This is a genomic window from Bradyrhizobium sp. CCBAU 11357 (assembly GCF_028128865.1).
Lineage (GTDB): Bacteria > Pseudomonadota > Alphaproteobacteria > Rhizobiales > Xanthobacteraceae > Bradyrhizobium.
Genome location: NZ_LBJW01000109.1, coordinates 45,822 through 68,791, shown reverse-complemented (window position 1 = coordinate 68,791; position 22,970 = coordinate 45,822). Strand labels below are relative to the sequence as shown.

The following is a 22,970-nucleotide window of genomic DNA, read 5'->3' as shown; positions in this document are numbered from 1 at the left end:
CGGAACGCGTCCCGCGCCTCGACCGTTGTAACAACCCGCGGCAGCGTTGCACCGCGGCCGGTCAGACGGGAGAGCGCCCATGATGTCCGAGGTCCAGGTCCACACCGTTGCTAGGCAGATGCTCGAAAAGCACGGCTTTGCTGCGATCGCGAAGGCCGCGGAGCAGGCCCAGGCCTGCGAGGGCCGCGGCGAGGCCGACGAGGCGAGGGAATGGCGCCACATCGTGGACGCCATGAAGATCATGCGCGGCCCGCATCAGAGCTGACATTCGAAGGCGCGAACGTCTTCAACGCTCGCCGCGATCTTGCTGCGACGTGCGATTTTGTGTCTGTGGCTGCGCGCGCTCGCCCGATTCCTTGCAAGGAAGCGGTTCCCACGTGCCGTCCGGCGCCTGCTGATAGGCACTGCAGGACGGCGAGGTGGACTTTTCCCCGCCCTTCTGGGCGTCGGAATTCCTCGCCAGGGCGGGCGCAGTCAGCACCGCGGCGGCTGCAATCGCGCCGGCGAAAACGAAATGGATATTCCGCATGAGGACCTCCTGTTCGAATTCGGAAAGAGGCCGCATGCTTTCGAGGATTATGACGATTTTGGGCCGCGGCAGAGGTTCCGTCGCGGCGTGCTTAACGCGGCAACGCCGGGGCGCTAGCCGCCCTTGCTGCGGATCAGGCCGGCGAGATTGGTTTTCTGGGCTTCGCACCAGCCGGGCATGCCGAGGCGGCGCTGGTCCATGTCGGTCGCCTGGGTCGCAACCGCGACTTCCGCCATCAGATCGTCGTCCTGCTTCTCGCCCATCTTGCCGCCGGTGTGCATCCAGGCGATCGCCTTGCGCACCTTCTCGGTGGTGCCGTCGGGCAGCTGCATCTGCTGCGCCCTCTGCACGAGATCCTGATAGACGAGATCGGTGTTGGGGCACTCGACCTTGGCGGCGAAGGCCTGCAGCACCATCGTCACATAGGTCGCCCGCGGCGGTGCGTCGCCGGCGAGGGCCGGCGCGGCCAACAGCAACAGGCCTGTCATCAGAGAACCGGTGCGCATCCTTGGGACCTCCTCCGTTTTCTCGAGAGGCTAGCGTCCGGCGCGCCGCTCCGCAATGGTGCGGGGTGCGATTGTCGTCCGTCGGGGCGGTGGGCTAACCTTGCGCTTCCCAGCATCGGAGCGCGACATGAGCCTGTTCAGCACGCCGTTCGATCCCGCACGCGAGACCGCCCTCGTCACCGGCGCGGGCAATGGCATCGGCCGCGCGATCGCGCTCGGCCTGGTCGGCGAGGGCGTCCGCACCGTGTTCGCGGATGTGAGCGCGGAGCGGGTGCGCGCCGCGATCGGCGCGAGCGAGAGGCCTGGTCTCGCCGTGCCCTGGGTCGGCGATCTCGCCAGCCTCGAGGCCTGCGATGAGCTGCTGACGGCCGCACACGCCGCGCTGGGCGAGGTCACGCATTTCGTCCACAGCGCCTCGCCGCCGCGGCGCGAGGCCGATCATGCGCTCGCGGTCGATCGCAAGACCTGGCAGGAGATGCATGCCGTCAATCTCGATGCCGGCTTTCACCTCGCGCGCGCGCTGGCAAAGCGGCTGATCGCGGCGAAGCGGCCGGGCTCGTTCCTGTTTCTGACGTCGCTGCATGCGGGCACGCCCCGCAACCTGCCGCATTATTCGACGGCAAAGGCCGCCATGGCGATGCTGGTGAAGGAGCTGGCCAAGACGCTCGGACGTTACGACATCCGCGTCAACGCACTGGTGCCCGGCGCGATCGCAGCCGGCGGGTTCGTCGCCGATCCCGCGCTGGCGCGGCACATTCCGCTCGGGCGGCTCGGCGAGGCCCATGACCTCGCACCGATGGCGCTCACGGTGCTGTCGAACAAGCTGTCCGCTTACGTCACCGGCGCAGCCTTCGTCGTCGACGGTGGATTGTCGCTGACGAACTGGTTCGAGGCGCCGGCGCTGGATTAGCCTAGCGCTGCCAGGCCGGCACCGGATCGAGCGGCGTGCGATAGAGCTCGTTGTGATCGCGATCGGTGACGCGCACCGCGCAGCCCTTCTGCTGCAGCTCCGGCTTCACCTGCGACAGCTCGCAAGCCAATTGATCGGCGCGATCGGAGGCAACCTCGATGTCCTCGAGGATGATTCCACCCTGGTTCTTGAACTCTTCACCAACCACGAGATCGAAATAGTAGTAGGGCATCCGAATTCCCCGGTGTGACGATCTGAGCTTCAGTGCAAGTCTGAACGCATGTCGGATGATACCACTGAGTCGATATCTATCGAACGAACAGAGCGCGCAATCTCTGGGCTTATGGCGCAGAAATGATGTGCAGTGTGCGGGGTCGTTAGGAGTTTATTAAATATGCCTGCGCAATCATTAAGGCATGGAATTGCAGCAGAACCGGGCTCCGGGAACCGGCAGCTGCAAGAGAAGGCCGCCGGCATAGATCCCGACGGCCTTTTCTCTTGAGCGTGACATCGCCTCCCGTAATTCCCCGGAGTTAACGCATCGCATCGACTCGGACAGCGTGCGCGGGCGCGTGACTGCAGCGTTACTCTAACGCAGCGGCATCGGCGGACGCACGATTGGTCCGTCGTCATCGGCAACAGCTTGCGTCGTCGTGGTCGGCGCAGCTGACGGCGCGGCGGCGGCCTGCGATGGCGGCGGAGGTGCGAGCGGCGCGGGCGAAGAGGCCGGCATGTAGGTCCGCGTCACAGGCGGCTTGGGCTTGCGCACCGGCGGTGCGACAGGCTGCGGCGCGACAGGCTGCGGCGGGAGCGCGGCGGCGCGTGCGCGCGGATCGACCGGCGGCCGCGCTTCGGTGACCGGCTTCGGTGCAGGAGGCCTGGCCATCTCACGCGCCATCTGCTCCTGTCCGGCCTTCAACTCGGCGATGTTGGCCTTGAGCTGCTCGATCTGCTGCGCCATCGCGGCGAGATCGCGTGTCATCGATTGCACCTGCGCTGCATCGACGGACTGTGTCGCTGCAGGCGCGGCCGCAGCAAGCTGAGTCGCGGGCGGGGTCGCAGCTTGATCCGCCGCTTGGTTGGGTGTGGCTTCGGCTGCGGGCGGCGCAGCCTCGGCGGCGGCGACCGGCGCGCTTTGCTGCGGTGTCGCAGACAGCAACGAGGTCGTCGGGAGCAGCGAGGTCAGCGCCGGCGTCCATTCGGCCAGCAACTGCTTTGCCGTGTCGCCGTGCTTCTCCCAGGCGAGGCTGGCGGCCACGCTGGCGCCGGCAAGCAGGAACGTGACGAACGCGCCGCGCAGCCATTTGCGGACCGAGGATCGCTTCTTCATCACGGGACCATCGCTGGAGGTGACGCGGACAGCTGTATCGATCGAAGGGGCCGCGGCGGATTTTCCGTAGACGACGTTGATGGTGGGCTCGGGCGCGTGCGCGGGCTCCAGCGTGAATTTCGGCATGAGCTTGGGCTCCGGGGCAAACTTGGGCTCCGGACGCCGCGCGATCTCCGGCGCCAGCGCAGGCGACACGCTGGTGGGGCGTGAGGCCAGTACCATCTCGGGCGAGATCTGGACCGCGTCGTGCGGATCGTTGTCCTTGACCGTGTCCTTCACGATCTCATCGACGATTTGCTTGGCGTTCAGCGTCGCGAGCATCGCAGCTCCTTTGAAGCGCAGTGTTCGAGGTTTAAGTCATCCGCATTGGCGCGGGGCTGATCCGAGGTGAGCCCATGCCGGTCCCATGACGCACGAGTCCAGCCGGGTTTGACCAAAGCAAGGCGAGGGGATGGAGATGATGCGACAGTCTTCCGCCCTTTGTGGTGATGGAACCCAATTTGCCGAACACGCGCATGTGTTCCCGCACCGCCTTGTTTTCAGCATGATTTTGGCAATATCTGGCACTGCTGGGGGCGCTGTTATTCCGCTATTGGGGGGCCGGCGGTGCCAAGATCTCTACTCGTTTTGTTCGTCGCAGCCCTGTTGCCGCTGGGCGGCTGCATGCAGACGACACTTTCGCCATCGACGGATGCGAGCATGACGCCGCGCGACCGTCAGTTGCTCGCGCACGCGCCCTACGCGAAGGCGAACGTGCCCGAGCAATATCTGCGTCACATCGTCGATTACCACCGCAAGGAGCAGCCGGGCACGATCCTGGTCGATACCGACGCGCGCTATCTCTATTACGTGCTGCCCGAGGGCAAGGCGATCCGCTACGGCGTTGCCGTCGGCGAGGAAGCCATGGCGTTCTCCGGCGTGGCGCGGGTCGGTCGCCTGGCGGAATGGCCGGACTGGATTCCGACCGCGGATATCCAGGCGCGACTCGGCCCGTATCCGGCGCGCGTTCCCGGCGGTCCCGCCAATCCGCTGGGCGCGCGGGGCATCTATCTCTTTGTCGGCAACAAGGACACGCTCTATCGCATCCACGGCACCAACCAGCCCGAATATATCGGACAGGCGATCTCGTCCGGCTGCATCCGGATGCGCAATGAGGACGTCATCGATCTCTACGACCGGGTGAAGCTCAATTCGATGGTCGTGGTGCTGCCGCCGGGGCAGAGCGCGCAGGCCGAGGCGGGCGGACGCTGGCGGGGGTAAGGCCGCCCGACCGGCCGGATCGCGTTCTCGTGGATTGTTTGTGCGCGGCTACTCAGGCCGGGCGACCTGCCATTGCAGCGTCGTGGCATTGCCGTTGGCATCGCCCGGCGCCTTGTCGGCGGGCGACGTATAGAGCGGCCGATAGCGGTACGCCCACATCTTGCTGCCGTCGTTGCGGCTGATCACGGTGAAATCGCCGACGGCCTTGGCGTCTGCGGTCGCTGGCAGCGGCACCCAGCTCTCGGTGCACTTGCCGTTGCAGTTCGACGTCTTTCCGGTGGTGTCGCGCTCGTAATAATAGAGCGTCATGCCCTTGAGATCGACGAGCTTGGGACCTTGCTTGGTCAGGACCACCTTCGCCGGCGCAGTCGTCGCCTCGGGCTTCGGCGGCGGGGCATCGCCGCCGCCATGGCCGTTGGCGAGCGCGTGACCGGTCGAGAGCGCGATGGCCGCGGCTACAACTACGAACCTGAACATCCGAAACTCCGCCCCGCAAAGTTAATCGCGCGTTAAGCGCCCAATGCGCGCCGACGTTAGCAGCCGAAGGTTAGTTCCTGGTTTCGTGCGCTGCGACAATTACGGACATGGCCGGAGATCAGACTTGCGCATCGCGCAGCGGCGCGCGGCTGAGCTCGTTGCCGGCGGCGATGGCCTTGCGCAGTAGCCGCAGCAGCTCCTCGCCCTCCTTCGCGCTGAGGCCGCGCAGCATGATACGCTGCGCGGATTCAACGGCCGGGGTGATCTTGCGCAGCGTGCGCCGGCCCTCGTCGGTGATCTCGAGCTCGCGCGCGCGGCGGTCGCGGCTGGACGGACGACGCTCGGCGAGGCCCTTCTGGACGAGGCGATCGATCACGCCGGTGATGGTGGTGCGATCGTAGGCGATCAATCCGGCGAGCGTCACCTGGTCGAGCCCCGGATTGGCCTTGATGGTCGCAAGCGCGGCGTATTGCACCGGCGTGAGATCGAAGCCGGCGTCCTCGACCTCGGCCAGGAACACCGCGACGGCGATCTGCTGGAAGCGGCGCGCCAGATGCCCGGGCATGTCGTTGTTGTCTTTCACCGAAATCTCCTCTGCGGGCAGGGGCGCCGCGGATCGTTGACAAGCATACTGATAGTCAGCATACTGAGCAATAGAAACAGAATTTGGCGGGAGGTGCTCATGCAATTCCATCTCAATGGATTTCAGCCGGGCGACCCTGAAATCGCCGATCCTGCCGCGCGCGTTCACGCATCGGGGGCGGTGGGCGCCGTGCCTGGCGAGGTCGATGTCCTCATCGTCGGCTGCGGGCCGGCGGGCCTGACGCTCGCCGCCCAGCTCGCGCAATTCGCTGACATCAAGACCTGCATCGTCGAGCAGAAGCCGGACCGCCTGCTGGTCGGCCAGGCCGACGGCATCGCCTGCCGCACGATGGAGATGTTCCACGCCTATGGCTTCGGCGAGCGCGTGCTGAAGGAGGCCTATTGGGTCAACGAGACGACGTTCTGGAAGCCAGATGAAGGGACGCCGGAGAAGATCGTCCGCAGCGGCCGGGTGCAGGACGTCGAGGACGGGCTGTCGGAATTCCCGCACCTCATCCTGAACCAGGCGCGCGTCCATGACTGCTTTCTCGACGTCATGCGCAAATCGCCGGCGAAGCTCGCGCCGTATTACAGCCGACGTGTGCTTGATCTGAATGTCGATCCGGCCGCCACTGCCGAGGATCATGCCGTGACCGTACGCCTCGAACGCGTCGATGCCGCAAACGAGGGCAAGGTCGAGACGATCAAGGCCCGCTACGTCGTCGGCTGCGACGGCGCCCGCAGCACGGTGCGCAAATCAATCGGTCGCGAGCTGCATGGGGATTCCGCCAACCACGCCTGGGGCGTGATGGACGTGCTGGCCGTGACCGATTTCCCGGACATTCGCTTCAAGTCGCTGATCCAGTCGGCCAGGGACGGCAGCCTGCTGATCATTCCGCGCGAAGGCGGCTACATGGTCCGCATCTATGTCGAGCTGGCCAAGCTCGATGCCGGCGAACGCGTTGCCAATCGCAACATCACGGCCGACGACGTGATCGCAAAAGCGCAGCGGATCCTGAAGCCGCATCGGCTCGAGGTGAAGGAAATCGCCTGGTGGTCGGTCTACGAGATCGGCCAGCGCCTCACCGACAAGTTCGACGACGTGCCGGAAGGCGAGATCGATACACGCCCGCCGCGCATCTTCATCGCCGGCGATGCCTGCCACACCCACAGCCCGAAGGCGGGGCAGGGCATGAACGTCTCGATGCAGGATGCCTTCAATCTCGGCTGGAAGCTCGCGGCCGTACTGCGGAGACAGTGTGCGCCGAGCCTCTTGCATTCCTACTCGGCCGAGCGCCAGGCGGTCGCGAAGGAGCTGATCGATTTCGATCGCGAGTGGGCGGGGATCCTCGCCTCCGCCGCCAAGGCCGGCGGCGCCGATGCCGCCAAGACGCAGGACTATTTCGTCCGGCACGGACGCTACACGGCGGGTACGGCAACGCATTACAGGCCTTCAGTGCTGACAGGCGCGGCCACGCATCAACATCTCGCGCAGGGCTTTTTCGTCGGCAAGCGCTTCCATTCCGCGCCGGTGATCCGGCTGGCGGACGCCAAGCCGGGGCATCTCGGCCACGCGGCGCAGGCCGACGGCCGCTTCCGCATCTACGCGTTCTCGCCCGCTGAGAACCCCGCAGCGTCGGGTTCGGCCATTCGCGCCTTGTGCAATTTCCTCGCGGATTCCCGGAAATCACCGATCCGTCGGTATACGCCTGTTGAAGCCGACATCGACAGCGTGATCGATCTGCGGGCGGTGTTTCAGCAGGACCATCGCGAGCTTGCCATCGAGGCGATGCCGGCGATGTTGCTCCCGAGCAAAGGCCGTTACGGCTTGCACGATTACGAGAAGATGTTCTGCCCGGACCTCAAGAGCGGCCAAGACGTTTTCACGATGCGCGGGATCGATCGGGGGGCCGGCTGCATGGTCGTGGTGCGGCCCGACCAGTATGTCGCGACCGTGCTGCCGGTCGACGATTTTGCCGGGCTCGCTTCCTTCTTCGACGCCTTCATGCTGCCGGTGGACTGACGCCAAGAGCGCCGTGGCGATGAACGACGGATGAATATTGAACTTGGCGCGTGCGCCTGTTCTGAATCTTTCGGCTGACGCGACGACAACCGGCGGAACGCTCGTTCCGCCTGCGCGTTCCGTCTCGAAAGAGGAGGAACACGCCATGAAATTCAGAAGCGTTCTGGTTGCCGCATTACTGCTCATCCCGACGGCCGCGCTGGCCGCGCCGGGCGTCGTGACCGTCTCGACTGGCCTGCGTGCCGGGCCGGGCACGGGCTTTCCCCTGGTCGATCGCATCCCCGGAGGCGCCCGCGTCAACATCCATGGCTGCCTGCGCGGCAAGGCCTGGTGCGACGTCAGCTTCTCCGACGATCGCGGCTGGGTGTCGTCGCAATATCTCGAATATCTCTATCGCAATCGCTACGTCTATCTGCCCGACTATGTCGACGAGATCGACGTGCCCATCGTGCCGTTCGTGCTGACCTCGTACTGGTCGAGCTATTATGCGGGACGGCCCTGGTATCGCCGCCACGCCTATTGGAATAATTACTGGAGCTCGCACGAGCGCTTTGCGACGCGGCTGACGCTCGATCCGCGCGCAGCCCGCATCGGTCGCGCGGCGACGCGCGATGCGGCGGTCGCACTCGAGCGCAGCGGCGTGCGCGGCAAGGGCGAGGCCGCAATCTCCGGACGTGACGCCGTCACCGCGCGGCCGGACGCTGCGATCGCAAAACGCGATGCTGCGATCGGAAAGCGCGACGCTGCGATCGCAAGGCGCGATGCTGCGATCGGAAAGCCCGACGCTGCGATCTCGAAGCGCGACGCTGCGATCGCCAAGCGCGACGCTGCGATCGCCAAGCGCGACGCTGGAGTAGCAACCGACGGGACGCGCGCCGGCAGCAGCGAGCGCATCGCGCACGAGCGGGTCAATGTGCAGAGCCGCAATCCGCGCGATGCACAGGCGCGCATGATGCACGAGCAGGCTGCAGGCCGTGCCGCCGTCCGCACGCAGCCGATGCCGCGCGCGCATGAAGCACCGCGCGCGTCGACCGCGCCGGCCGCGCGGCCCTCGATGCCGCATGCGGCGCAGCCGAGCGTCAGCCATGGTTCGCCGATGAACGCGCATGCGCAGACGCCGGCGCCGCGTGCCGCTGCGCCTGCCATGCCGCACGGCGGTGGCGGCGCTCCGCGCGTCAATGCCGCGCCGCATGGCGGCGGTGCACCGGCGGGCGGGCCCGGCGGGCACCAGAAGCACTAACTCCAACGAAAGCCCGGCCCTCGTGCCGGGCTTTCCGCTTGCGCGCCCTCCGGTTCCGTGCGCGTACAATTTAAGAAAGTTCTTCGCGGGCAGATTTCATCGATCGTAAGATGTCTATCCAAAGCTGTAAGCATCCACTCGGGGCAGCGGGGGCACCGGAGGATGACGATGAGACAGAACCAAGCGGAGACGCGCCGTCAGCAAAATGTCGCGAAGCGGTCGATGACCAAGGAGGCCAAGCAGCTGGCCGGCTTGATTGCCGGACTGCGCGAATCCCTCGATGAGATCCACAAGGAGCGGGCGGGTGCCAAGCTGTCGGGCGCAGAGATGGGACTACTCGATGAGCGTCGCAACAATCTGCTGCTTACCATTGCAGCCCTCAATGACCGCCTCTCGGCGGTGCAGGGCCTGATCAATCTCGGCCGACCTCATATTATCCGCGTGCACTAGCGCCGATCCGAGGTCACGAGATCGGCTCTGTTGCGACGGCACGGGGCCGGCCACAGGCCTCGTGGACGGCACCAAATTGCCACGCTCCCGGCGAATTGCCGCCAAAGCCCGCTGCCACGAGAAGGCCGGGTGCAGGGCGACGCAAGGGGATGCGAATTGGCCTACAAGATGGTCGCAGAACGCGACAACGAGAAGTACAGTTTCGCCCGCGAGAGCCGGTTGCTCATCGTGGCGAAGGCGAAAGTGTGGGCGAGCGAGGGATGGCGGGTGGTCATCACCGACCAGGATGGCAAGGCCTACGCGCCGCCCGAATTCGATCAGCTGTCCGCGGCGTGATGGTGGGGCGGGGCCTGACTGCGCTTCTGCTCATTCTAGCGGCCGCCATGCTGTCGTCGACGGCCGCGGTCGCGCAAAATCTGGATGCCGGCAAGTCGCCCGCCAAGCTGTTCGCCGAAGGCTGCGCGACCTGCCACCGCAGCCCGCGCGGCTTGGCCAAGGGACGCTTCAGCCTGACGCTGTCCTGGTTTCTGAGGGATCATTACGTGACCAGCTCCGATTCGGCGAAAGCGCTCGCCGCTTACCTGGCATCGGTTGATGAGCCACCGCCCCGGGGGGCGGCCAAGCCCAGTGCAAAGGCGCCCCGGTCCGCCCCGCGTCCCCCCACGCCCGCTCAGAGCCGGTAACCGCGCGCGTCAACGCACCGTGGTCTCCGAGAACAGGTTGATGATCACCACCCCTGAGACGATCAGCGCGATGCCGACGAAGGCTGCGGCGTCCAGGATCTGACGGAACAGCACGAAGGAGACGGTGGCGGTCAGGATGATGCCGACCCCGCCCCATATCGCATAGGCGATGCTCAACGGGATCACCCGGATCGCCACCGAGAGCGCGTAGAACGAGGCGACGTAGAACAGCACCATCGCCAGCGTGGGCCAGGGACGGGTGAACTGGGCGGATTGCTGCAGGAACGCCGACGCGGTGACCTCGAACACGATGGCGAGGGCGAGAGCCGTATAGGCGTTGAAGGCGGAGGTCATGAGCCTCTCGGCGTGAGGAAGATACCGCGCGGCTGTCGCGAATATCACGTACGAATGACGAACCTGCGACATTGCCGACGGGCCGACGGGAGGCCGCCGCGCGACGATCGTGCGGCGGCTCGAGATGGCCCGATTCTTCGACCCGGCCCTAACCGATCCGCAGCGAGAGCTCGACGTCTTCGGCAAAGGGAGTGGACAGATAGCCGCTGCCGGGCGCGCGCACCCGTGCCAGATAGTCAGGGCTGTCGTCGGCATTGTCGGCGACGATGATCGCCCCCGGCCGCAGACGGCCTTCGACCAGATCCAGGATCTCGGGGTAGAGCGCCTTGGCACCGTCGAGCAGAACGAGATCGATCGTTTCGGGCAGGCCGGTGCTGAGCGTCTTCAGCGCGTCGCCTTCGCGGATGTCGACGAGATCGATCAAGCCGCCGGCCGAGAGGTTGTCTCGCGCCCGGGCAATCTTGGACGGCTCGAACTCGCTGGTGACGAGGCGGCCGCCGCCATTGTCACGCAAGCCTGCGGCAAGGTGCAGTGTCGAGATGCCGAACGAGGTGCCGAACTCGACGATGGACCGGGCGCGGGAGCTGCGTGTCAGGATGTAGAGCAGCGCTCCGGTCTCGCGCGAGACCGGAAGCGGTGCGTCCTTCAGGCGTCCATAGAGATTGCGATATTCGGTCTTGCTCCGCATCATCCGCTCCCGCTCTGCGTCCGACAGGTCTGCGACTGCGGCTTCCGTCGCCTCGCTTGCTGCCTCGGCTTCGCCGAACAGGCGATCCAGCAGCGGCGCAAGCGAAGTGATGGTCGGGATGGTCATTCGAAGTCTCCAGAGTTGGCGAAAGAAGCGCGTGCTTGCGCGCCGATTGAAATACGACTAATTCGTCGCGTTTCCTATTCGCATTGCCCGAGCGAGCCATGGCCGACCGTCGAAGCCGTTCAATTTCCTCACGAAAACAGCCGCAGCAAGCTCGCTCGACGGAGCTGGTGGCGGCCATTCTGGATGCGGCTGTTCAGGTTCTAGCGAAGGAGGGCGCGCAGCGTTTCACCACGGCGCGGGTGGCGGAGCGGGCCGGGGTGAGCGTCGGGTCGCTCTATCAATATTTTCCAAACAAGGCCGCGATCCTGTTTCGTCTCCAGAGCGACGAGTGGCGGCAAACGAGCGAGCTGCTGCGCGGTATCCTCGCGGATCGCGCCAAGCCGCCACCGGCGCGGTTGCGCGCGCTGGTCCATGCCTTCATCCGCTCCGAATGCGAGGAGGCTGCGATGCGCACGGCCCTCAACGACGCCGCGCCGCTCTATCGTGACGCGCCCGAAGCGCGCGAGGCCCGGGCGGCCAGCAGGGGCATCGTCGATGTCTTCATGCGAGAGGCGCTGCCCAAAGCTTCCAATGCGACGCGCGGCCTCGCCGGCGAGCTGATCACGACCACGCTCAGCGAGGCCGGCAAGCGATTTTCGGAGACTCGGCGCAGCGAGGCCGAGATTGCGCGTCATGCCGACGGACTGGCCGACATGTTCTGCGCCTATCTCGCGGAATTGGCCCGACGCTGAAGCGCGAGATCCGGGCTACACTTGCATCGTCCCGCGTTTGTCCGTACGGACCTCTTTCATGCTCGTCATCTCCATCCAGAGCCAGGTGGTCCACGGCCATGTCGGCAACAGCGCGGCCGCCTATGCCATGCAGGCGGAGGGCGTGAACGTTGCCGCGGTGCCGACGACGCTGCTGTCCAACCATCCGCGCTATCCGAGCCTGCGCGGACGGGTGCTGGAGACCGAGCTGGTCGCCGATCTCCTGAAGGGTGTCGAGGAGCGCGGCCTGGTCGACGAGGCCGCGGTGCTCGTCACCGGCTATCTCGGCTCGCCCGGCAATGCCGCCGTGATCGCCGATTTCGTCGAGCGGGCGCGTTCGCGGAATGCGAAGCTGGTCTATCTCTGCGACCCCGTGATCGGCGACCACGGCCGCGTCTATGTCGCGGACGGCATTTTGGACGTGGTCCGCCACCAGCTGCTGCCGGCGGCGAACCTGACGACGCCGAACCAGTTCGAGCTCGAGCTGCTCTCGGGAGCGACGATTGCAGATGCCCAGGGCCTGAGTGCGGCGTGCGCGGTGCTGGCAGGGACGGGCCGCACCGACGTCGTCGCCACCGGCTGCACCCTCGCGGACACGGCGGCCGGGCAGGTGGAGACGATCCTGTGCAGCGACGGGCGATTGTCGCGCTTTGCGACGCCGCGCCTGCCGATCCGCCCCTACGGCACCGGCGATCTCCTTACCGGGCTGATCGCGGCGCATCTGGCCAAGGGCGAAGCGATGGGCTCGGCCGTGCGGCGCGCGGTCGACACGGTCTTTGCGGTGCTGGTGCGCACGCAGGACGCCGGCTCCGCCGAGATGCGGCTGGTGCCGCTGCCGACGGCAGAGGGCAAGCCGTAAACGGTCAGGTCGCGCGCTTGACGGCCGATTGCGCCGATTTCTGCGGCTTGGCCGGGCTCTTCTGCTCGCGCGCGGCGTGGGCCTTCGGCGGCTTGGCGCTGGCGATGGCGCGCGGCTTCTTCGGCTTGGCGCTGGCAACCTCCTTGCGATCGGAGGTGCCGCGCTTCGAGATATATTCCTTGCCGTCGATCGGGCCGACATGCGGCGGATCGCGGCCGAGATAGGGCCTGCCGATGCCGAACGCCTTGCCGTTGGCATCGACCCACTTCCACAGGATTTCAGTCGAGACCCAGCGCTGCGCCCGGTTATTGCCTTGCGTGCTGACGATGTCCGCGGCCATGCCGTGGCCATAACCGCCGCGCGTGCTGCCGCCATGATAGGAGCGGTTGGACGCGGCCTTCAGGCCGCTTGCGATCGACTGGCGATAATCGTCGCGGAACGCGCTGGTGATGCCCGGCGACAGGCCGGCGGCTTCGGCCGCGAGCATCATGCGGAACAGCTTCTGCTTGAAGCTCTTGTCCATGCCGCCGATGACGTAGTCCATCATCGACATGCCGGCGCGCTCGGCCGCGTTCGGATCCTTCCAGGTGAAGTCCTGATCGACCAGCTTCGTGAAGCTGCGCATCACCGTGACGGTCTTGCCCTTGCGCTTGATGGTGACCGCGCGCCGCTCCTGAACCTTGATCGTGTCTTCCTTGGCGGTGCGCTGATAGAGCGCCCAGAGATAGCGGTCGATGCAGGTATCCATGACGAAGCATTCGTCGAGCACGGCGACGGTGTCGGCGGGCGGAGACGCCTTGCCCGCAGGCGCGACGGGGCCGCTCGCGATCGCCGCGGGGGACAATGCGTCCGTCGCCACGATCTCGGTGGGATCGGCGGATGCGAGCTTGACGGGCTCGGGCAGAGGGGCGGGGGCAATCTCGCCGACGATCGGCTCCGGTTCGGGGGAGATCTGCGGCGCGGGAGCAGGTTCCGCCGGCAGGATCAGCACCGGGTCGGCCGAGGCAAGCTTGACGGTGGAGGCGGGCTGCTCGGGCATCACCTCTGCTGGCGCGGCAGGGGCCGCGGCGACGGCAACGGCGATGTCGGCGGTCAAGGCGAGGCCATCCTCGATGGTCGCAGCGCGCGGCACGTCGGCGAGGTCGATGCGGCCGAGATCCTTGGCGTGATCCTTGGCGTGATCCTTGGCGCGCGAGATGGCGGCTGCATTGGCACCGCTGTTTTCGATCAGCGCAGGCGCATAGGCCGAGAGAGACAGTGCCAGCCAGCCGGCGAGAACGGCCGAGGGACACGACACCGCCACCAGAAGAGACCGCCGATCGTTCATGATCCCTGCCTCCAAACGGTCTGTTCGAAGCATCTGGCCCGAACAGTGATGATGCAAACAGTCTGACGAAATAGTCTTGCACGGAAAGGCACGCAGCACGTCCATTGTTCGGGCCACGTTGTGGCGGCGCAATGGCGCAAATCGGCGGTTGCGGGCTTTTCGAGGCAGGTGTTGCCGAGGTGCAACGCCCGGTTCCATGCGGCATTGCCGCAACTTTGTTGCTGCTGGTGCGTTGGAGGCGCCATGACGCGTCCCTCGCTTCGTCCCATGGACGCCTTCGATCCCACCGAGCCCGCCATCCTGCACGATCGTGTTTCGGACACGATCATTACCTGGACCGCCGATCAGGCCGAGGACTACCGGCGCGCCAGCCGGCCCGGCGCGGATGGGACCGTGGCCTGGAAGACCTACCTGTTCGATGGCTGGGGCAACGTGCTCGGCGGCTGAGCACCGCCCTGGAGCGCCGCGAACCTGGCGCGTGAGCACGGCCAAATCAAAAGTGCGAAAACAACCCCATGCACAGTAGCCATCGCCATGGAATCGTGGGGCTTTGTTTGCGCTTCGGTAATCCCGAATAGAATTTGACCCGTCGGGCAAAACAATGGCATGATGCCATGGTGGCGTTCGTCCGTTGCGGGGTGATTCATCAGGGGCGTCGGGTGCGGCACCATCCCGGATTACGCTTGCGCTCCATCCGGGCTAGCCTCGCTCCGCAATCTGCGACGAGCCCCTCATGAGCTTCCTTCTCAACATCGATGTTCCCGACGTGGCGAAAGCCACGACGTTCTACACCGACGCCTTTGGCCTCACGGTCGGCCGTCGCTTCGGCGCCGACTTCGTCGAGCTACTCGGCTGGCCGGCGCCGGTCTATCTCCTGGCCAAACAGGCCGGCACCATCGGCGCCGGTGGCGATCGTCGCCGCTATGAGCGGCACTGGACGCCGGTGCATATCGACGTCGTCGTCGACGATGTCGATGCAGCTGTCGCGCGCGCGCTCGCTGCGGGCGCGATCCTCGAGGCGGACGCGCGCGATGCGCCCTATGGCCGGATCGCGATGCTGGCCGATCCGTTCGGGCATGGCTTCTGTCTGCTGGCGTTCAGCGCGGAAGGCTATGACGCGCTGCTTGGAAGCTCGTAGTGCGGGCTACATCGCTGGCGAGCGGCGAGCTACGATCGGGGCGAGATGGCAAAACAGCTGAAAAGAAAACTGAAGACCTACCAGACCTCGCTCGGCTTCTACGATCAGGCGATCGCCGCGCCCTCGATGAAGGCGGCGCTTGCCGCCTGGGGCGCCAGCTCCAATCTGTTCCATCAGGGCGTCGCCAAGGAGACGGACGACCCCGACATCGTCGCCGCGACCATGGCGAAGCCGGGTGTCGTGCTCAGGCGTCCGGTCGGCTCGGATGGCCCGTTCACCGAAAGCGCGGAGCTGCCGAGCGATCTCGGCGAGGGCGAGACGAGGCCCAGGAGAAAGTCGAAGAGCAAATCGGGATCGCAGAAGCGTCCGGCCAAGACGGCCCGGACAGCATCGCGCGCGATCGATGACGCGGCGGCTCGCAAGGCCGCCGCGGCGTTCGAGAAGGAGGAGCGACGGCGCGAGGCAGCGCGTGCCAAGGAAGAGGCCGCCCGCGCCAGGGAGCGCGCGCGGCGCGACAAGGCGGTTACCGCGGCGGAAGCGGCGCTGGACAAGGCAAGGCGCGAGCACGACGCCAAGACCAAGGCGATCGAAGCCGAGCGCGCCGCGCTCGATGCGCGCGCCGAGGCCGAGCAGGAGCGCTGGGACAAGCAGAGGAAGAAGCTGGGAGAGGCCCTGCGACGCGCGCGCGAGTGACTTTCGCAGGTGGGGAGGAATTTCTTTACCATGCCGTCCGGTCCCCGCCGTTTCGCCCGACGTTTAGGAGTTGAGCCAAAATTCCGCGCTATCTTCGCCCCGATAGGAATTGCGCTTCCGGAGCCGTCATGAGCGATCATCGCGCCGCAGTCAGGCATCACACGCTGAGGACCGGCATCGTCGAATTCGACAATGGCAGCGGCAGCACGGTCAGCGTGCCCTGCACGATCCGCGACGTTTCCGCCGCCGGCGCGCGGCTGGAGCTCAATTCGTCGCTGTGGGTCGCCGAGGAGCTCGTGCTGATCTTCTCGAGTGGTTTGCGTAAGCACTGCCGCGTCGCCTGGCGCAAGGGCCGGCTGATCGGCAGCGCGTTCGCGGACGGCTATGCGAGCGCGGACGAGCAGGCGGTGATGATGACGACGGAGGAGCAGGCCCGGCACCGCCGCGGCATCGGCGCCCGCGTCAAGGCGACGCGCGAGGCCCGCGGCTACACCACGGCCCAGCTCGCCGAGCACCTCAGTGTCACGCCGGCCTTCCTGGCGCAGGCCGAGCAGGGTGAGGCGGACATTCCGCTGTATCAGCTGATGCACATTGCCGATCTCTTGATGGTCGGTCTCGACCGGCTCGTGGCGGGCGCGGCGGCGGAGGAGGTGGATGCGGCGTAGGGCTTCGTAGCCCGGGATGAGCGAAGCGACATCCGGGACGACTGTTGGTTATTCGGAATACTTTCGCATCCATTCTCCGTCATTGCGAGCGCAGCGAAGCAATCCAGACTGTCTCCGCGGAGGGACTCTGGATTGCTTCGTCGCAAGTGCTCCTCGCAATGACGGGGAGAGGTCGGAGCGCAACAGTCGGCAGCGCTCATCTCCCCAAACTCGCGCGAAATTTGCTTGCCTTGCGTGGCATCCTTTTGCACTCTTTGAGCGAAGGAGACCACCGCATGACAAAGATGACCGCCGCCTTTGCGCTCGGAACGGCGCTCGTGCTGAGCAGCCTTGCAACATCAGGTGCGGAGGCGAGGGCGCGGAAAGCCGTCGTCGTTCGCGCCCCACAAGAGCGGCTCATCGTCACGGCGCCCGTGCTGAGGCCGACGCCGTGGGATTACAACATCGTCCCGCGCTATCGCTATCGCCCCGAGGACGACAAGGTCGATCCCTACGGCCCGCCCTTCGTGCCGTCCTACGTGCGCTATGAAGGATGGCGCTGGCCGTATTGGTGGTAGTCGACCATTCGGTAGGGTGGGCGAAGCGACTTGTCCGCCGTAGCTCGAAGAGCGAAGGCGGAAGCGTGCCCACGAGTCTGTGGCCGGATCGGAAAGATCGTGGGCACGGCGCAAGGGCGCCTTTGCCCACCCTACGGCACCACGTCATTTGGTACGCGGACAAATTGAAGTTTGATGCCTGCCCATCTCTGCGTGCAGAGTTTGCGATTGGGCAAAAATGGCAAAGTGGAGACTGTCAAGAATACATAGAGGTAGAACGGCACTTATCCCCGTAATAAACCCAATGCTGCTTGGGGTTCTGGGCGCGTATTGGGAGAACAGTCATGGCAAGTGTCGAACAATTGCACAGACGGGACGGAGTGAACTTGGTCCAACTCGAAGCCGATATCAGTTCGATCCGGTCGGGAAGCTCCATTACTTCAATTAATCTGCCTGATTACGTCGAGCACACCGCGGGCGTGTCGCGCGTCGGTGCGCTCAGTGCGGAAGCGGTCATTCGCGACTATGAGTCCGCTGCGAAAGAGATCGAGGCCATGGGCACCGAGTTGATCGACGCCGCGCAAAAATGCGAGGCGCTGACGGCCCAGGTTCATGATGCGATCGCCTTCATGCGGGAAACGGCGGCGGGCTATCGTGAAGAGGGTCGGAAGATCTTCCAGCGGATTGAAGAATGCGCGCTGTTCACCGAAGACGTTCGCAAGACCTGCGAACAGGTCAAACGCAGAATGACTGAAGTCTCGTTCGCCCCATCTTCCGATGGGGAGCTTGTGCCGCAAGAGCCCGAGCTGACGGGGATCGCGGCCAAGGTGACGATGAGCGAAGTCCGGTGAGGGGAGCGTAGCTCCGTAGGGTGGGTTAGCCCTGTGATTGCGCGAAGCGCAATCACTCGGCGTAACCCACCACATCTGCCTGCGCGGAAATCAAAGAGGCGGGTTACGCCAGCGGACTGCGCTTCGCGCCGCCGCAGGCTAACCACCCTACGGCACTTCAAATCCAATCGCGCCCTTCGCGAAACGGGCTCACCAATCGGGGTCGCCGTAATAGGGGCCGGCCATATAGGGCGGCGGCATCCAGGGGCCTCGCGGCGGCCTGGAGCGCCGTGGCGCGGCGTCTGGTACGTGCGCCCGGGCACGCGCATCGTTGTTCACCACGCTGCGCACGACGGGCTTGGCGGCTGCAGAGGCGGATGACGCCGATGTTGCGCTCAGTTGCGTTTGCAGCGCCTGGACCTGCGCGGCGAGGCGCGCATTGTCCGCCGCATCCTTCTCCTGCGCGCCCCTGAGCTGCTCGATGGTGGCGGCCTGGTCGCGCAGGGTCTGCTCGTTGCGGCTCTTCAGCTGCTCGAGCTTGCCGCTGATGTTCGCAAGCTCGCTCGTGATGGTCTTGAGCGATTGCGCGAGCTCGGACGCTGACGGCTCGGCCGCCGCGGCGGCAGGCCTGGAAGCGCTTTCCGCGTCCTTGGGCCCCGGCGGCGCAGGCACCGGGCTCGGCTCATCCGCGGCCGCCAGCAACACCGTCGCCGGCTGCGCCGGACGTTCCGCCGCGGACGCCTGCGGGGGTGCGCTCGCGGCCGGCGGAGCCCATCGCGCCATGATCGACTTGCCGATCGATGTCGCCTCGTCGCTATATTGCGATGCGACGGCGGCACCGAGCAGGCCGATCGCCATCACGAGAATAGCCAAAGCGCGCATCATGGCCTTGTCTCCCTTCAGGCCCTGATCGCGAGGCTTGGTGTTCGGAGCCCTAGCGTCCGGCGGCGGCGCCTTGACTCCGGACGTGGCGGCTGCCGTCGCGGCGGCGCTTGCGTGCGAGGTCCGCGGGGCTTCGCTGTTGCGTTCCATTCCGGAAACCAGCCGGTCCAGCCGCGCAAGGTCTTCTTCGGCGCTCTTGATCCGGTCGTAGGCCCGAGTCAGCCCGCCGTCGGCACGTGTCTCGTCCGGCTTCGTGGCATCGGGCTTGGCGTTATCAGGCTTGGCGTTATCAGGCTTGGCGTTATCGGTCTTGCCGGTCTCAGGTTTGGGGTCGTTCGTGTCAGGCATCGATGCGCTCTCCATCCGGTCGGGCGTCAATGGGAGGCAGTCCGATCAAGGATAGGTCTCGCCGCTGTCCGACACAACGCGTGTGCAAAGGAGAAATTATGGCGGGCTCGGCACATGATGCGCGACAGGGCGCTGTGAGCCTTCGCTGAGAGGAACGGGCGCTGGTCCATTCCGTTTTCTTTGAGGGGGCCTGTTCGAGGAGGACAACATGAAAGCAATGATCATCGCGCTTTCGGCTGCCGTTGTCATGGCTACAGCCCCAGCCGTCTTTGCTCAGGGTGTATCGAGCAAGACGCCAGGTCAGGAGATGCAGCAAATGGGTTCCCAGAAGGGCGAGCCGGGCGCTTCCAGCTACGCTCCTGGGCATAAGAAGAAGCATCAGGCGAAGGCCTCGAAGAGCACCAAACCCGGCGCGTCGAGCTACGCGCCAGGACAAACGACAGGTCAAACCACCGGCGCGAGCACGAGGCCAACGACCGGCACGAAGTCAGGGTACTGAACTCCAGGCCGTCCTCAAGCGGGTAGGGTGGGTTAGCTCTGCGACGGCGCAAAGCGCCGTTCGCGTAGCGTAACCCACCACATTCATCTCGGCGCGCGGAGAGCCGGAGGGTTACGCCGGCGCCGCAATACGCAGCTAACGTTTAGTGACGTAGCGCGCGGATTTCGAGCGTCGTCTGGGTGAGCTTGGCCACGAACCCCTCAAGATGCATGACCCTTTGCCTGGTCAATTGTTCATGCAACTCGGTGATCTTCTGGGATTCGGCGACAAACGAATCGCACGCCTGTTTCGCATACGCCATCTGAAGCTCAAACGCCTCGACGGGTGAGCGCGCCGTCGCGAGCTTTCCCAGGAAGTTCCAGGCTTGCTCGAGCGACGTCCTGATGTAGTCGCTATAGGCGTCGGCAATCGCCTGCGTGCTGGCCTCCAAGGGTTCGACCGGTGCGACGGGCGGGCTTGCAGCGATCGCCACCCCGGAAGCCTCGTCCGGCAGGGCTGCAGCCGAAGGTATCTCCGCACTGATCTGTCGGCTCGGCTCTTGCTCGGTCGCATGCGCGGTCTCTTGCTCGATCTTTTGCTCGGTCTCTTGCCTGGTCTCCGCCGAGGCCTCCGGCAATTGATGCGCTGCACTGGCACGTTGCTCGCCAGCCCCGGTCCGTTGTCCGGCCTTCTTCTTGCCGCGCCGGCCGGATTTTCCGGTTGGCTTGTTTCCCACCGCACTCAACATTGCAAATGGCTCCTGAATATCGACGAAGCCGCGAGCCTCCGTCGCGTTTGCGCTGAAATCGCGATTGCGGGCTGTCGCCCGCGTGGCGGCCATGTGGTGAGATTTTGCCGCTGCATCTTCGATGCATCCGGCAAAGAGTCGCCGATCGCGATAGCTGCGGATGGCCGCCTTTGTTGCCACATCCCACGAGCTCTTTTGCCGAACGCGTAATTCACCATTCTTGCTTCTGCGGAGGCGGGCTACGCCGAGCAGACGCGCTTCGCGCGTCTGCATGGCGAAATCCAACCTGCGCGCTCAGATGAGGAAGTCGGTCGCGTGCAGGCTCGCAGCGTGGACGCCGTCGAGGGTGATGGTGTCGTTCGCCGAGAGGTGAACCACGGCATCGCCGGCGGCATTGTCCTTGATCTGGCTCGACAGCGCCCTCCAGTCAGCAAAGCCGTAATCGTGCACGTCGATCAAATCGTGCTCGGTCGCGGTGCTGCCCATCGCCTTGTTGCCTTGGTCGAAGTCGTTGAGCGTGTCGTTGCCGGAACCTTTGTTGAAGACGAAGATGTCGCCGTTTCCTCCGCCCCAAAGCTGGTCGTCGCCGGCGCCGCCGTTCAGCGTATCGTTGCCGCCGGTGATCGAGCCTGGTGATGCAGGCGTGTAGATCCGCGCATCGCCATACATGAAGTCCCGGCCGGCGCTGCCGTTGAGGACATCGTTGCCGCCGTGGGCGTGACCCGCCATGATCGGCGCGTCGCCGAACACCGACGAGCTCGCATCCGCGTACTGGCCGGCCATCTTGACGGTCAAGATATCGTCGCCGCCTTGGGTCAGATCCATCAGTGAGGTCGACGAATCCCCCGATAGGCTGGCGCCGGATATCGGGCTGTCGCCGTCCAGGGTGGCGGTCAGATTGTCGTTGCCGCCTTGCGCAAGGCCGCGCATGGCGCCGATCGCGTCGCCGCTGACGGTTGCTCCGCCATCGATGGTGAGAACGCTGACATCGATCGTGTCATTGCCGCCGTGCGAGGTGTCGATCATGGAACCGCCGGCATCGCCCGCGAACAAATTGGCGCCGCCACGCCACCCGATCGAGCCGGTGATGTCGTCATTGCCGCCCCGCGCGTTGCCCGACATGTCGCCCGCGACGTCGCCGAAGGCCGAAACGGTGGTGTAGACGGTGCCATAGGCATCCGCGACGATGGTGTCGTGGCCGCCTTTGGCGTCGTCGATCATCGATTGGGTGTCGCCCACCACGAGCGCGGTGTTCCAGCCGCCGCCGATGTCGGCAATGAGCGTGTCGTTTCCGCCTTGCGAGTGACCAAGCAGCGTCGTGTGGTCGTCGCCGAAGACAGTGAGTTGCGTATTGCGCTCGGTGACGGTGGCCGTCACGGTGTCGTTGCCGCCGACGACGTCCGTGCTTGAAGGAAAGCCGGGGTCTCCGTACACGGTCGCGATTTGACCAAACTGGTCGAGGGTGACGTCGAAGGTGTCGTTCGGCAGATGCTGCATGGCGTAACTCCCAGTTCCATTGTCGGAAGCGGGCCCGCGTGCAGATTTTCTTGCAAGTCGCGTTGTTGACCACGCTTCACCGGCAGCATTCTACCTTTGGTCGATGGCAGAGATTTGTAGGAATTCGGGAGAGAGTTTGATCGTGAGGCTGGAACTGCGGGCGCGAGCGCGTAAGATGGGTTAGCCCCGCGACTGCGCGAAGCGCAGTTCGCGCGGCGTAACCCACCACTTCTTGTCTCTGCGAAGAATAAAGAGGTGGGTTACGCTGCGCTAAGCTAACCCACCCACCCTACAGGCTACGAGCTATCACCAGAAATTCTGGCGCCGACAATCAATAGCGGCCGCCGCTGCTCTTTTGCTGCGTGATCCAGTCCGACAATGATTTCGGTGTCGATTTCGCAGTCCGGCCCGCTGATGCCTTCGGATTGTCGCGGACGCCTTTCGCCGGACTGGTGCGCGGCGCTTGCGTTGCGCCAGCGCCCTTCAAGGCAGCCGCCGATGTGTCCGCGGCTTCCTTCTCCAGCCGCAGCTGTTTCAATCGCGCCATCTTGATGCGCTCTGCCTCCACTTCGGGGCGTTCGGCGAGCTGCGGCTTATGTTGAGCAAGCTCGGCGGAGACCAGGACACCGAGAATGGTCGTCTCGCCGAGCGCCTTGCAGGCTTCGAGCCGATGCAGTCCCTCGACCAGGACGAGGCGGTCTCCGTCGCGCCAAACGGAAATGGGGGCCTGTTGTCCGATCTCCAAAATACTTTCCGCAATCTCTCCGACAATCTCGGGCTTGATGGCCTTCTTCTGCTTCGTGGGAACGAAGATTTTTTCGATCGGAAAGCTTTCCGGTTTGGGCATAAGTTGACTCCGCTTCTACCGGGCCCGTCGGAACTCATGCCGGCGGTGGAGGTAGTTTAGGAGGGAAGTGCTCGGCCGCAAAGGCAATTTCGGCGGTGGGTATTGATGAGCAGCGCCGATCTCCGATGCGGAGACAACTCATAGGATGGGTAGAGTGAAGCGAACTCATCGCCATACGCGCGGACAGATGATGGGTTTCGCACGGGCTCTACCCA

The 22,970-nt window shown here is 65.2% G+C and carries 30 protein-coding genes; 17 read left to right on the top strand and 13 right to left on the bottom strand.

The genetic code is table 11. The features are described from left to right. Nucleotides 1–79 precede the first annotated feature (79 nt). Entirely contained in the window at nucleotides 80–265 is a 186-nt protein-coding gene (locus tag XI05_RS28695) for a hypothetical protein (protein WP_172788546.1), read from the top strand. 21 nt (nucleotides 266–286) lie between these two features. Here the strand turns inward: XI05_RS28695 and XI05_RS28690 are convergent, their stop codons facing one another. Together XI05_RS28690 and XI05_RS28685 are read right to left on the bottom strand one after the other, a co-directional pair. Next, nucleotides 287–529, bottom strand: coding sequence for a hypothetical protein (locus tag XI05_RS28690; protein WP_271508150.1), 243 nt, complete (start codon nucleotides 527–529; stop codon nucleotides 287–289). A gap of 113 nt (nucleotides 530–642) precedes the next feature. Continuing rightward, nucleotides 643–1,035, bottom strand: a complete 393-nt coding sequence (locus XI05_RS28685) for a hypothetical protein (protein ID WP_271508148.1) — start codon at nucleotides 1,033–1,035, stop codon at nucleotides 643–645. 127 nt (nucleotides 1,036–1,162) lie between these two features. Between XI05_RS28685 and XI05_RS28680 the strand changes: the two genes are divergently transcribed. Beyond that, on the top strand, nucleotides 1,163–1,945 hold the full coding sequence (locus XI05_RS28680) for an SDR family NAD(P)-dependent oxidoreductase (protein WP_271508146.1): 783 nt from the start codon (nucleotides 1,163–1,165) through the stop codon (nucleotides 1,943–1,945). 1 nt (nucleotide 1,946) lies between these two features. On the opposite strand, the gene XI05_RS28675 is transcribed toward XI05_RS28680, so the two are convergent. Both XI05_RS28675 and XI05_RS28670 read right to left on the bottom strand, forming a co-directional pair. Continuing rightward, nucleotides 1,947–2,177, bottom strand: coding sequence for a DUF6894 family protein (locus XI05_RS28675; protein ID WP_025035960.1), 231 nt, complete (start codon nucleotides 2,175–2,177; stop codon nucleotides 1,947–1,949). Nucleotides 2,178–2,534: 357 nt separating this feature from the next. Continuing rightward, a complete protein-coding gene (locus XI05_RS28670) occupies nucleotides 2,535–3,596 on the bottom strand; it encodes a hypothetical protein (protein WP_271508145.1) in 1,062 nt (353 codons plus the stop codon). A gap of 342 nt (nucleotides 3,597–3,938) precedes the next feature. Here XI05_RS28670 and XI05_RS28665 point away from each other — a divergent pair, with 342 nt between their 5' ends. Continuing rightward, nucleotides 3,939–4,535: a L,D-transpeptidase gene (locus tag XI05_RS28665; protein ID WP_271508144.1), complete on the top strand. Its 597-nt coding sequence runs from the start codon at nucleotides 3,939–3,941 to the stop codon at nucleotides 4,533–4,535. 48 nt (nucleotides 4,536–4,583) lie between these two features. On the opposite strand, the gene XI05_RS28660 is transcribed toward XI05_RS28665, so the two are convergent. Together XI05_RS28660 and XI05_RS28655 are read right to left on the bottom strand one after the other, a co-directional pair. Next, complete coding sequence (locus tag XI05_RS28660; protein ID WP_271508143.1) at nucleotides 4,584–5,012, bottom strand: COG4315 family predicted lipoprotein; 429 nt, start codon at nucleotides 5,010–5,012, stop codon at nucleotides 4,584–4,586. Nucleotides 5,013–5,130: 118 nt separating this feature from the next. Beyond that, nucleotides 5,131–5,595, bottom strand: coding sequence for a MarR family winged helix-turn-helix transcriptional regulator (locus XI05_RS28655; RefSeq protein WP_271508140.1), 465 nt, complete (start codon nucleotides 5,593–5,595; stop codon nucleotides 5,131–5,133). A gap of 99 nt (nucleotides 5,596–5,694) precedes the next feature. On the opposite strand from XI05_RS28655, the gene XI05_RS28650 reads away from it, so the two are divergent. The 5 genes from XI05_RS28650 (at nucleotide 5,695) to XI05_RS28630 (ending at nucleotide 9,990) form a co-directional block, all read left to right on the top strand. Next, complete coding sequence (locus XI05_RS28650) at nucleotides 5,695–7,617, top strand: FAD-binding monooxygenase (RefSeq protein WP_271508138.1); 1,923 nt, start codon at nucleotides 5,695–5,697, stop codon at nucleotides 7,615–7,617. A 145-nt stretch (nucleotides 7,618–7,762) separates the two neighbouring features. Continuing rightward, nucleotides 7,763–8,857: an SH3 domain-containing protein gene (locus tag XI05_RS28645; protein WP_271508135.1), complete on the top strand. Its 1,095-nt coding sequence runs from the start codon at nucleotides 7,763–7,765 to the stop codon at nucleotides 8,855–8,857. Nucleotides 8,858–9,079: 222 nt separating this feature from the next. Further along, nucleotides 9,080–9,307 (top strand): hypothetical protein, encoded by a 228-nt coding sequence (locus XI05_RS28640; RefSeq protein ID WP_271508132.1) that lies wholly within the window; start codon nucleotides 9,080–9,082, stop codon nucleotides 9,305–9,307. Between the two features lie 129 nt (nucleotides 9,308–9,436). After that, nucleotides 9,437–9,643: a hypothetical protein gene (locus tag XI05_RS28635; RefSeq protein WP_018322958.1), complete on the top strand. Its 207-nt coding sequence runs from the start codon at nucleotides 9,437–9,439 to the stop codon at nucleotides 9,641–9,643. Nucleotides 9,644–9,690: 47 nt separating this feature from the next. After that, entirely contained in the window at nucleotides 9,691–9,990 is a 300-nt protein-coding gene (locus XI05_RS28630; protein ID WP_333940025.1) for a hypothetical protein, read from the top strand. Nucleotides 9,991–9,999: 9 nt separating this feature from the next. On the opposite strand, the gene XI05_RS28625 is transcribed toward XI05_RS28630, so the two are convergent. Both XI05_RS28625 and XI05_RS28620 read right to left on the bottom strand, forming a co-directional pair. Then, nucleotides 10,000–10,344, bottom strand: a complete 345-nt coding sequence (locus XI05_RS28625) for a DMT family transporter (protein WP_025035970.1) — start codon at nucleotides 10,342–10,344, stop codon at nucleotides 10,000–10,002. 148 nt (nucleotides 10,345–10,492) lie between these two features. Next, a complete protein-coding gene (locus tag XI05_RS28620; protein ID WP_271508126.1) occupies nucleotides 10,493–11,158 on the bottom strand; it encodes an O-methyltransferase in 666 nt (221 codons plus the stop codon). A gap of 98 nt (nucleotides 11,159–11,256) precedes the next feature. On the opposite strand from XI05_RS28620, the gene XI05_RS28615 reads away from it, so the two are divergent. Both XI05_RS28615 and pdxY read left to right on the top strand, forming a co-directional pair. Continuing rightward, complete coding sequence (locus XI05_RS28615) at nucleotides 11,257–11,889, top strand: TetR family transcriptional regulator (RefSeq protein ID WP_271508123.1); 633 nt, start codon at nucleotides 11,257–11,259, stop codon at nucleotides 11,887–11,889. Nucleotides 11,890–11,947: 58 nt separating this feature from the next. Then, the gene (gene pdxY / locus XI05_RS28610) at nucleotides 11,948–12,766 is read left to right on the top strand and encodes a pyridoxal kinase (RefSeq protein ID WP_271508120.1); all 819 of its coding nucleotides are present in this window, start codon (nucleotides 11,948–11,950) and stop codon (nucleotides 12,764–12,766) included. Nucleotides 12,767–12,770: 4 nt separating this feature from the next. Here the strand turns inward: pdxY and XI05_RS28605 are convergent, their stop codons facing one another. Beyond that, complete coding sequence (locus tag XI05_RS28605; protein WP_271508117.1) at nucleotides 12,771–14,093, bottom strand: hypothetical protein; 1,323 nt, start codon at nucleotides 14,091–14,093, stop codon at nucleotides 12,771–12,773. A gap of 243 nt (nucleotides 14,094–14,336) precedes the next feature. Here XI05_RS28605 and XI05_RS28600 point away from each other — a divergent pair, with 243 nt between their 5' ends. From XI05_RS28600 to XI05_RS28575, 6 genes are all read left to right on the top strand, one after another. Next, nucleotides 14,337–14,540, top strand: a complete 204-nt coding sequence (locus XI05_RS28600) for a hypothetical protein (protein ID WP_271508114.1) — start codon at nucleotides 14,337–14,339, stop codon at nucleotides 14,538–14,540. Between the two features lie 286 nt (nucleotides 14,541–14,826). Beyond that, nucleotides 14,827–15,231: a VOC family protein gene (locus XI05_RS28595; protein ID WP_271508112.1), complete on the top strand. Its 405-nt coding sequence runs from the start codon at nucleotides 14,827–14,829 to the stop codon at nucleotides 15,229–15,231. A gap of 45 nt (nucleotides 15,232–15,276) precedes the next feature. After that, entirely contained in the window at nucleotides 15,277–15,924 is a 648-nt protein-coding gene (locus XI05_RS28590) for a cell envelope biogenesis protein TolA (protein WP_271508108.1), read from the top strand. A 128-nt stretch (nucleotides 15,925–16,052) separates the two neighbouring features. Continuing rightward, entirely contained in the window at nucleotides 16,053–16,589 is a 537-nt protein-coding gene (locus XI05_RS28585) for a helix-turn-helix domain-containing protein (RefSeq protein WP_271508106.1), read from the top strand. Between the two features lie 275 nt (nucleotides 16,590–16,864). Next, on the top strand, nucleotides 16,865–17,146 hold the full coding sequence (locus tag XI05_RS28580) for a hypothetical protein (RefSeq protein ID WP_172788634.1): 282 nt from the start codon (nucleotides 16,865–16,867) through the stop codon (nucleotides 17,144–17,146). 323 nt (nucleotides 17,147–17,469) lie between these two features. Further along, nucleotides 17,470–17,976 carry a hypothetical protein gene (locus XI05_RS28575; RefSeq protein ID WP_271508103.1) on the top strand — a complete coding sequence of 169 codons (507 nt, stop codon included), beginning with the start codon at nucleotides 17,470–17,472 and terminating at the stop codon, nucleotides 17,974–17,976. 189 nt (nucleotides 17,977–18,165) lie between these two features. On the opposite strand, the gene XI05_RS28570 is transcribed toward XI05_RS28575, so the two are convergent. Beyond that, entirely contained in the window at nucleotides 18,166–19,185 is a 1,020-nt protein-coding gene (locus XI05_RS28570) for a hypothetical protein (RefSeq protein WP_271508101.1), read from the bottom strand. A 208-nt stretch (nucleotides 19,186–19,393) separates the two neighbouring features. On the opposite strand from XI05_RS28570, the gene XI05_RS28565 reads away from it, so the two are divergent. Further along, nucleotides 19,394–19,684 carry a hypothetical protein gene (locus XI05_RS28565; protein ID WP_212258490.1) on the top strand — a complete coding sequence of 97 codons (291 nt, stop codon included), beginning with the start codon at nucleotides 19,394–19,396 and terminating at the stop codon, nucleotides 19,682–19,684. 142 nt (nucleotides 19,685–19,826) lie between these two features. Here the strand turns inward: XI05_RS28565 and XI05_RS28560 are convergent, their stop codons facing one another. From XI05_RS28560 to XI05_RS28550, 3 genes are all read right to left on the bottom strand, one after another. Next, complete coding sequence (locus tag XI05_RS28560) at nucleotides 19,827–20,684, bottom strand: phasin family protein (RefSeq protein ID WP_271508099.1); 858 nt, start codon at nucleotides 20,682–20,684, stop codon at nucleotides 19,827–19,829. 21 nt (nucleotides 20,685–20,705) lie between these two features. Next, complete coding sequence (locus XI05_RS28555; protein ID WP_271508096.1) at nucleotides 20,706–21,908, bottom strand: calcium-binding protein; 1,203 nt, start codon at nucleotides 21,906–21,908, stop codon at nucleotides 20,706–20,708. A gap of 331 nt (nucleotides 21,909–22,239) precedes the next feature. After that, nucleotides 22,240–22,755: a ParB N-terminal domain-containing protein gene (locus tag XI05_RS28550; RefSeq protein ID WP_271508094.1), complete on the bottom strand. Its 516-nt coding sequence runs from the start codon at nucleotides 22,753–22,755 to the stop codon at nucleotides 22,240–22,242. Nucleotides 22,756–22,970 lie beyond the last annotated feature (215 nt).